15 protein-coding genes are annotated in these 12,176 nt (G+C 38.7%); 7 read left to right on the forward strand and 8 right to left on the reverse strand.

Annotated elements, in window-relative coordinates; all coding sequences use genetic code 11:
• The first annotated feature begins 1 nt into the window (after window position 1).
• The gene (locus O1449_RS02350) at window positions 2–622 is read left to right on the forward strand and encodes an RNA polymerase factor sigma-70 (RefSeq protein WP_269228829.1); all 621 of its coding nucleotides are present in this window, start codon (window positions 2–4) and stop codon (window positions 620–622) included.
• On the forward strand, window positions 616–795 hold the full coding sequence (locus tag O1449_RS02355) for a zf-HC2 domain-containing protein (protein WP_050041726.1): 180 nt from the start codon (window positions 616–618) through the stop codon (window positions 793–795). Before O1449_RS02350 ends, O1449_RS02355 begins: the two co-directional genes overlap by 7 nt.
• Window positions 796–908: 113 nt before the next feature.
• Here the strand turns inward: O1449_RS02355 and O1449_RS02360 are convergent, their stop codons facing one another.
• From O1449_RS02360 to O1449_RS02375, 4 genes are all read right to left on the reverse strand, one after another.
• Entirely contained in the window at window positions 909–2,624 is a 1,716-nt protein-coding gene (locus tag O1449_RS02360; protein ID WP_269239063.1) for a cation:proton antiporter, read from the reverse strand.
• A gap of 223 nt (window positions 2,625–2,847) precedes the next feature.
• Window positions 2,848–3,003 (reverse strand): 50S ribosomal protein L33, encoded by a 156-nt coding sequence (rpmG, locus tag O1449_RS02365; RefSeq protein ID WP_003654787.1) that lies wholly within the window; start codon window positions 3,001–3,003, stop codon window positions 2,848–2,850.
• Between the two features lie 12 nt (window positions 3,004–3,015).
• Entirely contained in the window at window positions 3,016–3,252 is a 237-nt protein-coding gene (gene rpmB, locus O1449_RS02370) for a 50S ribosomal protein L28 (protein ID WP_004649871.1), read from the reverse strand.
• 168 nt (window positions 3,253–3,420) lie between these two features.
• On the reverse strand, window positions 3,421–4,875 hold the full coding sequence (locus tag O1449_RS02375) for a coniferyl aldehyde dehydrogenase (RefSeq protein ID WP_269239064.1): 1,455 nt from the start codon (window positions 4,873–4,875) through the stop codon (window positions 3,421–3,423).
• Between the two features lie 121 nt (window positions 4,876–4,996).
• On the opposite strand from O1449_RS02375, the gene O1449_RS02380 reads away from it, so the two are divergent.
• The 5 genes from O1449_RS02380 (at window position 4,997) to O1449_RS02400 (ending at window position 8,712) form a co-directional block, all read left to right on the forward strand.
• On the forward strand, window positions 4,997–5,698 hold the full coding sequence (locus tag O1449_RS02380; RefSeq protein ID WP_269228826.1) for a TetR/AcrR family transcriptional regulator: 702 nt from the start codon (window positions 4,997–4,999) through the stop codon (window positions 5,696–5,698).
• An 86-nt stretch (window positions 5,699–5,784) separates the two neighbouring features.
• Window positions 5,785–6,648: a formyltetrahydrofolate deformylase gene (purU, locus tag O1449_RS02385; RefSeq protein WP_269228825.1), complete on the forward strand. Its 864-nt coding sequence runs from the start codon at window positions 5,785–5,787 to the stop codon at window positions 6,646–6,648.
• A 245-nt stretch (window positions 6,649–6,893) separates the two neighbouring features.
• Entirely contained in the window at window positions 6,894–7,643 is a 750-nt protein-coding gene (locus O1449_RS02390; RefSeq protein WP_269239065.1) for an energy transducer TonB, read from the forward strand.
• 42 nt (window positions 7,644–7,685) lie between these two features.
• Complete coding sequence (locus tag O1449_RS02395) at window positions 7,686–8,306, forward strand: MotA/TolQ/ExbB proton channel family protein (RefSeq protein ID WP_269228823.1); 621 nt, start codon at window positions 7,686–7,688, stop codon at window positions 8,304–8,306.
• Window position 8,307: 1 nt separating this feature from the next.
• On the forward strand, window positions 8,308–8,712 hold the full coding sequence (locus O1449_RS02400) for an ExbD/TolR family protein (protein WP_046738246.1): 405 nt from the start codon (window positions 8,308–8,310) through the stop codon (window positions 8,710–8,712).
• Window positions 8,713–8,759: 47 nt separating this feature from the next.
• Here the strand turns inward: O1449_RS02400 and msrA are convergent, their stop codons facing one another.
• From msrA to thyA, 4 genes are all read right to left on the reverse strand, one after another.
• On the reverse strand, window positions 8,760–9,284 hold the full coding sequence (gene msrA, locus O1449_RS02405; RefSeq protein ID WP_046738247.1) for a peptide-methionine (S)-S-oxide reductase MsrA: 525 nt from the start codon (window positions 9,282–9,284) through the stop codon (window positions 8,760–8,762).
• A 339-nt stretch (window positions 9,285–9,623) separates the two neighbouring features.
• Window positions 9,624–10,679: an Lnb N-terminal periplasmic domain-containing protein gene (locus tag O1449_RS02410; RefSeq protein ID WP_269239066.1), complete on the reverse strand. Its 1,056-nt coding sequence runs from the start codon at window positions 10,677–10,679 to the stop codon at window positions 9,624–9,626.
• Between the two features lie 20 nt (window positions 10,680–10,699).
• The gene (locus O1449_RS02415) at window positions 10,700–11,209 is read right to left on the reverse strand and encodes a dihydrofolate reductase (protein WP_018677325.1); all 510 of its coding nucleotides are present in this window, start codon (window positions 11,207–11,209) and stop codon (window positions 10,700–10,702) included.
• A gap of 21 nt (window positions 11,210–11,230) precedes the next feature.
• Window positions 11,231–12,073 (reverse strand): thymidylate synthase, encoded by an 843-nt coding sequence (gene thyA / locus O1449_RS02420; protein ID WP_046738249.1) that lies wholly within the window; start codon window positions 12,071–12,073, stop codon window positions 11,231–11,233.
• Window positions 12,074–12,176: the final 103 nt, after the last annotated feature.

The following is a 12,176-nucleotide window of genomic DNA, read 5'->3' on the forward strand; positions in this document are numbered from 1 at the left end:
CATGTCTGAGGCTGAATTGAATAATAATCAAGAGATATTGCATCAGCTTGAAAATCCTGAATTTCTAATGGATTTAAGACAACAGATGCTGAAGTTTACTGTTTTACAACTGTCCTCATTTCAGCAAGCTGAAGATGTGGTTCAAGAAGCATTAGTGAGTGCTTTGCAACATTTAGACTCTTTTTCAGGAAGAGCGGCGTTTAAAACGTGGGTTTTTGCGATTTTAAAAAATAAGATCATTGATCTGATCCGACAAAAGTCTCGATTGGTGACGATGACTGAATTATTTGATGAACAAGATAATGAGTTGAGTATCGACGAGTTATTTGATGCTTCGGGCCACTGGCATAAATATCAAGCACCTAAAGCGTGGCAAAGCCCTGAAGAAATGATGGAACAGCAAGATTTTTGGATTGTTTTTGATGCTTGTTTGAATCATTTGCCTGCTAAATATGCGCAGGTGTTTATGTTACGAGAAGTAAATGAACTCAGTTCAGATGAAATTTGCGAAAGGCTAGAGATTACTGTCTCAAATTTTAATGTCTTGATGTATAGAAGCCGAACTAGATTGCGTGAATGTCTAGAAAATAAATGGTTACTTAAGGAGGATTGCTCATGCTAACTTGCCGACAAGCAACACAGTTAATATCCGAGAAACAGGATAGACCACTTCAGTTTATAGAGCAGAGCAATCTACAATTACATTTATTTGCTTGTCGTTCTTGTCGCCGTTATGGCAAACAAATCAAAACACTTCGCCAGCTTTCAAAAGCGTTTAGCAAATACGAGGGTTAAATGTTATTAAGTATGTGGATTTTAGCTTTAAATCATAAGACTGAAATTTAAAAGATAAAAATACCAACTATCTGAATAATTGGTATTAGATGCTTTAATTTGAAAATAGATTGTTAATGTAACGTACTTTGATGAGCAAGCTCAATTTGGTTCAAGATATGATGGCTCATATTCTTCGCCATTTCTTCTTTCGCATAGAAAACTTCACCAATATTTTCATCGCGAATAACAGCAGCCTCTTCCTTGCTTTCAGCACAGATCAAGACCTGAATCTCAGGATTCAATTGCTTTGCAATATCGACAATACGATGAATATCTAAAATATCCATAGGGGAAATAACCAATAAACGAGCATGTTGAATATGGGCTTGTATGAGTACATAAGGTTCAGTCGCTTCACCGCTTACAGCAGCCATTCCTTGGGCACGCAGTTTTTCAACAATCTCACGATTTTCTTCAGCAATCACGACCTTGATATTCTGTTGCATCAGGTTTTCACTAATGCGGCGTCCTACACCACCATAGCCAATGATCACCACCTGATCATGTAAATAAGCTTGATCAACTTCATCTGGAAGCATGGCAAGCGGGTCGCCACTGCGTTCTAATAAGCGAGCTAAATGTGAGCGTTCTCGTATCCAGCGTTGAGCGGGTTCAATCGCTGAAAATACAAATGAATTTAAAGTTATTGAAAATAATGCGCCAGCAAGAATCAAGTTTTGTGCATCTAGGGTGAGTAGACCGAGTGACAAGCCTAATGTTGCTAAAATGAATGAAAACTCACCAATTTGTGCCAAACTAGCGCCTACAGTGAGAGCTGTATTAATTGGGTAGCGGAAGAATAAAACTAAAGCCATCGCTGCTAAAGTCTTACCAATCATGATAATGGCAACGACAGCTAAAATATGTAAGGGCTGTTCAATCAAGATTTTTGGATCGAATAACATTCCCACTGAAACAAAAAATAAGATCGCAAAGATTTCACGTAATGAAAGCGTCTCTTCTTCTGCTCTATGACTAAAATCAGATTCCTTCACCACCATGCCTGCAAAGAATGCACCTAATGCCATAGAAACGCCGAAAACAGCATAAGAACCATAAGCAACTGAAACAGCTGACGCAACGACTGTGAGCGTGAATAACTCGCGTGAACCTAAACGAGCAACACGTTGCATAATCATCGGTATGAGACGTTTACCAATAATCAGCATAAAGGCAATAAAGCCTGTTACTTTCAGTAATGTCAGTCCAATAGTGATCCAAATATTTTGAGATGGGTCAGCCCCCGCTAATGGATGTCCGCCAAGTAAAACAGCTGTTGCAGGTAACAGTACCAAGACCAAGACCATAACGAGGTCTTCAACTAACAGCCAACCCACAGCAATTTTACCATTGACAGAGTCGAGTAGACCGCGATCACCTAAGGCTTTAAGTAAAACAACAGTACTGGCACAAGAAAGACTTAAACCAAAAATGAGTGCTGAACCAAAACTCCAGCCCCAAAACATAGACACACCGATACCAAGTAAAGTTGCGACGGCGATTTGTAGAATTGCACCTGGTAACGCAATACGGCGGACTTGTAATAGATCATTGAGGGAAAAATGCATCCCTACGCCAAACATTAAGAACATTACCCCGAGTTCGGCAAGTTGATTGGCGAGATGTATATCTGCCACGATACCTGGGGTGTTAGGGCTTATAATAATACCTGCTACCAAATAACCAATTAATGGTGGTAGACGTAAACGTGCGGCTATATAGCCAAAAATAAGTGCTATACCGAAACCGACGGCAAGTAATATAATTAAATCAACATCATGAGGCATTGAAACTCCTTAATCATTGCGGTTAAGGTACAAATAATTCAGCATAAAACATGCCAAGAAAACAGCGAATAAATTGTAACAAGTAAAATCGGATTTGTTGATGACAATTTTTTTATTTATCAAAAAAAATTATGAGATAGTGATTCATTTTATTTTAGCTAAAACATTTTGTTTAGCAAAAAAAACGACTTCAGTTGAAGTCGTTTTTTTAAGAAAACTAAAATTATTTAATTTTAGCTTCTTTGAAGATTACGTGTTGACGGATTTTTGGATCAAATTTTTTGATTTCCATTTTTTCCGGCATAGTACGTTTGTTCTTAGTAGTGGTATAGAAATAACCTGTACCAGCTGTAGAAACGAGGCGGATTTTATCACGCATTGTTCAGACTCCTTAGATCTTTTGACCTTGAGCACGGAGATCAGCAACAACTTTCTCAATACCCAATTTATCAATAATACGCATACCTTTAGTGGTTAAACGAAGACGTACAAAACGCTTTTCGCTTTCTAACCAAAAACGGTGGTGGTGCAGGTTCGGCTCGAACCGGCGTTTGGTTTTGTTGTTTGCGTGCGATACGTTGTTACCAACGATAGGACGCTTGCCGGTAACTTGGCAAACCTTAGACATGGTGAACTCCATTGCTAGTTTATATAGCACCGTTTCGTGCAACTAGCCATTCAAGTAAACGGATGAAATCATTCAAGGGGCGTTTTATACCAAAAATACGATTAAAAGACAAGCGAATTTGGTAAAAACAGGACATGATCTGGTGTGATAGATCATGCCTTGATCAGCTTAGCGGAATAGTGTTTTCAAAAGCAGTTTATGTGTTGGTTTGTTGTACGGTGGTAGAATGAATTTTAAACTGTAGAGTTTAGGGCTTACAGGGTTTGACATCATAGAGCGCTCATGAGAGAAGCTGAAGAAGCCTTCTTTACCATGATATTTGCCCATACCCGATGCACCAATACCACCAAATGGGAGATCATCTTGCGCTACATGAGTGAGGGTTTGGTTAATACCAAAATGCCCTGAATGGGTACGTCCTGCAACATAATCAGCACGAGCCATGTCAATATCAAAATAGTAGAATGCCAGTGGACGTGGTCGACTATTAATGAACTGAATAGCATCTTCAATATGTTCATATTCTAAAATAGGAAGAATTGGACCAAAGATCTCATTCTTCATAATTTCCATTTCAGTGGTTACGCCTGTAAGTAAGGTTGGCGCAATTTTACGAACTTCAGTTAATGATTCTTTCTTGGTATTCAACTCTACAATCGTTGCACCTTGATCACGTGCATCTTCTAAATAGCCTTGTAAGCGATTGTATTGTTTATCGTTCACAATTGAAGTGTAGTCTTTGTTATCACGTAGGGTTGGATACATCGTGTTGACAAAGTCATTGTAATGCTTGGTGAATTCCGCTGTTTTACCCTTCGGAATAAACATATAGTCTGGCGCAACACAAGTTTGCCCTGCATTCCAAAGTTTACCTACCGCGATACGTTGTGCCACATCACGAATATTCATTGCCGAATGTACAAGAGCAGGCGATTTACCCCCTAACTCTAAAATCACAGGGACTAAGTTCTGTGATGCTGCTGCCATCACGGTTTTGCCGACAGACGTTGAACCTGTGAAAATTAATTTATCAAATGCTAAGTGGCTGAATGCATCTGAAATTGCGCCACCACCATTGACAACCGTAACCAGTTCTTGAGGGAACACTTCAGCAAGTGCATTTTCCAATACAGCACCAAACTGAGAAGATGCACTCGAAATCTTGATCATGGCATGATTACCCGCAGCTAATGCGCAGATCAGTGGACCAACAGAGAGCAATAATGGATAGTTCCACGGAGCAATGACTCCGATGACACCTAATGGTTGATATTGTACCCAGCCTTTTGCAGGTTGGTGTAACATACTGATATGGCGCTTAGAGGGCTTCATCCACTCAGTTAAGTTCTTGCTATAGTATTTGATATGTTCTAAACATGTTAGAACTTCGCCAATTTTGGTTTCCATAATGGCACGATTGCCATAATCTTGACTAATTGCGTTAGCAAATTGATCTTGATATTTTACCAAGATATTTTTAAGTCGAGCTAAGCGTTCAATACGTTCTTTGGCGCTTGGCACAGGATGGCGTTGGTAAGCTGCTTTTTGCTGTTCAAGCAAATCATGTAGCCGTTTCACATCAACATGAGGTGTCATAGCGGTTGTTTTTGTTTGACTGTTCATAGGAGTGGACCAAAAGAAAGCTTATTATTTTTTAATTTTTAGAGTAAATACTCTAAAGTGTCAAGTCGCTTTATAGGTTTGTTTTATAACCTATTGATAATGTTATAGATGGTTAAACTCAATGTCGCACGCTAAACCGAATAAAACAAAAGATAGAATTCTGCAAATCAGTTTGCAGTTGTTTAATGAGCGTGGAGAACGTTCGGTCACAACCAATCATATTGCTGCTGAACTCGGAATTAGCCCAGGCAATCTGTACTATCACTTCCGTAATAAACAGGAAATTATTAAAGAATTAGCACAGCAGTATCAGGCTGAAACCTTGGAAATGCTGGCATTACCAACAGATCGACCTTTAAATGCCAATGATAAAATTAGCTATTTTCAAGTGTTAAGCAATCAATTGTGGGCTTATCGGTTTATTCATCGTGATGTTTATCACCTTGTTGAAAATAATGAAGACTTCAGAAAAATATATCCGCGTTTTGCGGGGCAGGTGATGCAGCAAGGGCAAAAAATTTATCGTGCCTTTGTGGATGCCGGTTTGATGAAGATGACCGATTCGGAAATTGAAGCGTTGATTATCAACTTGTGGATTGTACTCACCAACTGGACTAACTTTTTGTATATGTCAGGGCATATCAGTGATAACAACCATTTGGAAGAAAAATGGGTATGGCAAGCTTTACGACAAATGGTGTTCTTGGAAGGCCCGTATTTAATGGGTGAAAGTCGTCAAACGTATGAACAATTATTAAAGTCTTTAGGCCCATCTGACTTATTTGCGAGTTTATCTAATCTGAAAAATGATAGTGATGAATAAGTGATAGGTATTTAGTCACAAGCAAAAAAGAGCTAGAATGCTCGGCTTGATTTTTAATTTTGATTCCAATAAGTGATATTAACCACATGAACACGACGACCGCCCACACTGCACGATTATTGATTACTTGCGAAGACAAGCCAGGAATCGTGCAAGCCGTATCGAGCTTTTTGTATCATCAGGGAGCAAATATTACCGCACTTGATCAGTATGCTACAGAAGCTCAAGGCGGACGTTATTTCATGCGTGTTGAGTTTGAACTTGATCATTTACATTCTCGTAAAGAAGCATTGATGCAAACCTTTGCTGCCAACGTTGCTGAACGTTATGAAATGCAATGGAAATTGACTTTTGTGGGTGAACTAAAGAAAGTGGGTATTCTCGTTTCTAAAGTGGACCATGCTTTATTGGAATTATTATGGCGCCATGCACGTGGCTCATTGCCATGTGAAATTACCCAAGTCATCTCAAACCATCCAGATTTGCGTGAATCAGTTGAAAATTTTGGTATTCCATTCCATGTAGTACCAGTCAATAAAGACAATAAAGTCGAAGCTTATGCACAAATTAATGACATGATGCAGGGCAATGATCTATTGATCTTGGCGCGTTATATGCAGATTTTGAGTGAAGACTTTGTTGCCAAGTGGGAAATGAAGATTATCAATATTCATCATTCATTCTTACCTGCTTTCGTTGGTGCAAATCCATATAAGCAAGCGTATGAGAAAGGGGTGAAATTGATTGGTGCAACAGCACATTATGTGACTGCTGATCTTGATCAAGGCCCAATTATTGAGCAAGATGTTGAACGTGTTAGCCACGATTACAATGTAGAGCAATTACGTGAGCTAGGTGAAGATGTTGAACGTAACGTATTGGCTCGCGCTGTAAAATGGCATTTGGAAGATCGTATTATTGTGGATGGTAATAAAACGGTTGTTTTCTAAATCAAATAGAATTTTTAAAAAAGCATGCTTTAAAGCATGCTTTTTTTACATTGATATTGCTATGTTATAACATTTTATTTTATTAAGTGTATATTTATCAATTTGTTGAGCATGATTCACAAAAAACCAGTTGCAAATGAAAACACTTCTCATTTATTATTATGCCACTTTTATTGTTCTATCCGATGCGTGAAATCGTTTTTACTTTGTAAAACGTCACCATCTATATAGGTACTTAGATTCTTATGAGTCAATCTCCTGCGATATTCAACATGCCACACCCGATGAAAAAGAAAATCATCGCTGCCTTAGTTGCAGTTGTGATTGGACATGTAGGAGTTCTGTGGGCGGTGAGCCACATGAAAACGATTGAGTTAAGACCAATCGAGAAAGAACCGCTTAAGGTGAAGTTCGTTAAGATTAAAGAACCACCAAAACCTGAACCACCGAAACCTAAAGAAAAGCCAAAACCTGAACCTAAAAAAGAGGTGAAGGAAGTTAAAGTTGTTGAAAAACCTTTACCTCCACCGAAAAAGATTGAAAAGGTTCAACAGGTCAAAGAGGCACCAAAACCTGTTCTTCAAAAAACTGAACAAAAGATTGAACCTAAAGTTGAAACCAAGGTCGTGACCACTGTGACTGAAAAAGTGGTTGAAAAACCACAACCCGTTCAGGAAGTTGCGAAACCACAACCTGCTGCTGATCCATCACCAAAACGTGTATCGATTGGTGGTTCAGGGGTTCAATGGAGTCGTTCACCGAAATTATCTGTTACAGCAAAAGATTTAGATAACCAAACACGCTCAGTGATGGTACTGATTGAAGCTGATGAGAAAGGTAAAATTACCAATGCACGTGTTACACGTAGTAGTGGTATACCGAATCTCGATGAAAAAGTTTTACGTGCTGTAAGAAGTGCGAAATTTAAACCGTATATGGAAAATGGTGTTGCTTACCCGATTCGAGCAGAGCAGCCGTTTGATCTTAGTCCTTAATAAATTTGAGTCCTTGCGACAGATTAAATCAGGAGTTCGTATATGAACTTTTCAGTTTATTGGCAACATGCAGATGCAGTAAGTAAAACACTGTATTTCATCCTTTTAGCAATGTCGATTGCAACGTGGACTATTTTCATTCTGCGCCTATTAGGAACACGCCAATTAAAACAACAAGCTTATACTCAACTTGTTCAAGCTTTGGCTAAGCTTAAATCTAAGTTACAGCCTTTATCATTTGAACAACGTAAAGCAGTTGCTGAACAAGCATTGCTTCGCCAAATTTCGGCAGAAAAATCTCAAGCAGAAAAAGGTGTATCTGTTCTTGGAACGATTGCTTCACTTGCGCCATTTGTGGGTTTATTTGGTACAGTTTGGGGTATTTTCCATGCATTGGTTGCGGTAGGTACAAGTGGTCAGGCGGGTTTAGCTCAAGTTGCAACTCCTGTTGGTGAAGCATTGATCATGACTGGCTTGGGTTTATCTGTGGCGATTCCTGCGGTATTGGCTTACAACATTTGTGTACGTTTTAATCGTGGTTTAGCGCATGATTTACAAGATCAAGCGCATAGCTTGTTAATTGATACGATGTTGCAGCAAGAAACACCTGTAAAGACAGAAACTAAAGCGACTCAACAAAGTTTAGTTGGAGGTCAAGCTTAAGATGGGCTTTCAATTGGGTGAAGACCACGACAGTGGCATGAATGAGATGAATCTCATTCCTCTGATCGACATTATGTTGGTATTGATGATTATCTTTTTAGTCACAGCAACGGTTGCTAACCCATCAATTCCATTAGCTTTACCAAAAACGACCGCTGACATTGTAGATCCACCACCAAAAGCAATCACCATCAGTATTAATGAAAAAGGTGAAGTGGCATGGGATGCTCAAATTATTAGTTTGGATGAGTTACAGACGCGTTTCCAAGAAGCAGGAAAAGCAGAAACAAAACCGACAGTACAGTTACGTGCTGATAAAGAATCAAAATACGACACAGTAGCGCAAGTCATGTCACGGGCGAGTGAAGCAGGGCTGAGTGATATTGCATTTGTGAGTGAAAACTAAAATTTGTTTCATAAAAAAAGCAACTCAGTGAGTTGCTTTTTTTATGCTTACTCTGTTTTGAGTAGTTCGAGATATTTTGAACGTAATTTTGACAGTTTTGGGGGAATGCTAAAATTGCAGTAACCTTGTGATGGATTACGGGCATAAAAATTTTGATGGTATTCTTCAGCAGGGTAAAATGTTGGTGCTGGGCTAAGTTCAGTTACGATATTGAGACCATCATTTTCTAAATCTTGAATAATTTTCTCCGCTTGCTGCTTTTGTTCATCATTAAAATAATAGACAACAGAACGGTATTGAGTGCCAATATCATTACCTTGGCGGTTTAACGTAGTTGGATCGTGGGTGGTAAAGAAAACATTTAGAAGTTGAGTATAATTGATTTGCTGTTCATCAAAGTCAATCAATACAACTTCTGCATGTTGAGTATTACCTTGGCAAACTTGATCATAACTTGGATTGTGAACGATACCACCAGCATAACCACTCACAACTTTTTCGACGCCTTTTAGTTGTAGAAAAACAGCTTCTACACACCAAAAGCAACCACCACCGAATAATGCTTGTTGCATAAATTTTCCCAATTTTTAATTCTAAGAATACTAATAAAGTATACGAAGTCACTGAAAAGTAAAAGCCCATTATCAATCAGAGATTTAGCTTTTTATGTCACAAAATCAAATAACTGATTCAGTATCCCTTATAAATTTCATAAAAATTCACCTAAGCCTTAGCATATTTTCCTATGTATTCATGATGTGGCATTTCTATCCACGATCTTGCAATAATTTGCGAGTGCTATTGTGGATTCGTGATCATCAAGTGAATGCATATATCTTGATTGATTTAAATCAATCAAGATGGACTATAGAAGGAGATTGAGTATTGTTTTGTTAAAAAAGCGAAATGGACTAATTTGCTTTTGGTAATCCATGTCGAATGATTTTCGAAAAATATTCACTGGATTGATCTGGTTGTTGTTCATATTTTTCAGCACGTGTATTAATCCATGCCAATTGATACCATTCTTTCATACTATAATTTTGATTAAGTGCTTTTAGATCAAAAAGATAGTTGGGTAAATAGCCTGAAGCCAGTAAACGATAATCTTTAGGTAAAGTTTGTGGGTTGATCGCTTGGATCATGTCAAAAACGAGCGTTGTACAATTACTTGTAAGCGTGTTGTACCATTTTGCTTCAGCACGTAATTCATCTGCTTTATGTAGATATTCGATAAATAACGCTTTACGTTCGGTTTGAGGCATTCTTATTGGAAATAAATAAACTTGTTCATGACGAATATTACTTCGCGTATAAATCAGATCTTTTTCATCAGAAGCCACTAAATTGAGTTCATATTTACGGAAAAAGCCACCAATCGCGGAAAATTCTTCTCCTTTTTCTTTGCGAATCTCGATAGAAAAAACCAAAGGTTTTTGATCTGAGAAATCGAAACTCACCAACGTATGCGCGATTTGAGGTCCCATCCAGTAGGATGTGATGACATTGACGCCTGTAATTTTATCTAGGTCAATTGTACGATTTTCCCAGCGAATGTCATAAGTGCCGTCTTTATGCCAATTAAAATTACGCACATTATGTAGCTGTACTAGATTGCCTTGCTTTTGGTAAGTAAGCTGCTCAGCGACTTCAGGGTTCCAGTCACGATCTTGGCGAGCCTCTAATGAAAAATACCAGACCAGTGAACAGGCAAAGGCAACACAGTAAATTAAAATATCAGTGCGGCGACTAAAAATATGCCCACTGACATAAACACCAAGTAGGCTGAGTGCAAACAGTGCCCAAAAAATGATAATGATTCGGCTAAAGATTGTTCCAAAAGGATGTTGAATCCAGAATGCCAGACATAACCAGATACTGGAGAGGATCACAAATAAGGCAAAAAAACTATGTAATAGCCCAATGCCTAACGCCAGTAAAAACTCACGTGATCCAATATTATGCATGATGACGCGCGATCCATTTTTTATTTTTGGTAGGTCGCAAACTCGAAAGCAATATTTGATTTTTCATCAATGTGTTGTTCTGAGTTTACTTTTCGAAAATCCTCAGAGATTTTTGGATAATGTGCATCGCCTTGTACATCTAAATCAACATGGGTTAATTCAAGACGATCGGCAATCGCAAGGGTTTGAGTAAAAATCTCTCCACCTCCAATAATAAATAAAGATGCTTTTTCAGAGTGTTGTACGTCTGTAAGTGCATGAGTTAAAGCATCTTCAATACTATGTGCTACTTTAACACCCTCAAATTGCCAATCTAAATCACGCGTGATGACCCAATTCACACGATTTGGAAGAGCACGCCCCATTGACTCTAAGGTTTTACGCCCCATGATCACAACACCACCTTGGGTAATTGCCTTAAAGTGTTTGAGATCAGCGGAGATATGCCACGGTAAAGCATTGCCCTTGCCAATACAGTTATTTTTATCCATTGCGACTACGTGTACAACTTCAAGACCTTGCCATGCCATTTTGTATTCTCTCTGATCTATTTAAACTGCGACGGGTGCTTTAATAGCAGGGTGTGACTCATAGCCAATAATTTCGATATCCTCAAATTTGAAGTCAAAAATATCAGTAATCTCGGGATTGAGTTTTAATTGACACAAGGGTAGCGGCTCACGTGTAAGCTGCAACTGTGCTTGCTCAAAGTGATTGGCATATAAATGAGTATCACCACCTGTCCAAACAAAGTCACCTACACCTAAGCCGCAAACTTGAGCAATCATATGTGTAAGTAGGGCATAACTGGCAATATTAAATGGCACACCTAGAAAAACATCTGCGCTACGTTGATACAACTGGCATGATAGTTTGTTATCTTGTACAAAAAACTGAAACAGGGTATGGCAAGGTGGTAAAGCAACTTTAGCTGCTTCATTTGGGTTCCAACCCGAGACGATCAAACGACGTGAATTGGGATTAGTTTTAATTTCATTGACGAGCCATTGAATCTGATCAAAACCATTTTGCTGATAGCTACCATCTTCATTTTGGGTTGCGCCAAAGTTACGCCATTGATGCCCGTAAACAGGACCAAGTTCACCCTCAGGGCGACCAAAACGTGCAGTTTGTTCTGCGGTTGCCCATTCATCCCAAATGCTGACTTTATTATCTTTGAGATATTGAACGTTGGTATCACCTTTCAGGAACCATAGTAGTTCAATCACGATAGAGCGAAAGTGTACTTTCTTGGTCGTTAATAGTGGAAAACCTTTAGAAAGATCAAAACGCATTTGATGACCAAATACTGAACGTGTACCCGTACCTGTACGATCGCCTTTATCGCCACCATTGTCGAGGATATGTTGTAAGAGGTTCAGGTATGTTTGCATCTTCACGCCTATCTTTGCTTTTGAACGCGCTGATTTTATCAGAATTTATGTGATAAATATCTTTTCAATTTGGCGACATCGATTGTCGCAGTTTAATCCTTAT

The organism is Acinetobacter sp. TR3, assembly GCF_027105055.1.
GTDB lineage: Bacteria > Pseudomonadota > Gammaproteobacteria > Pseudomonadales > Moraxellaceae > Acinetobacter.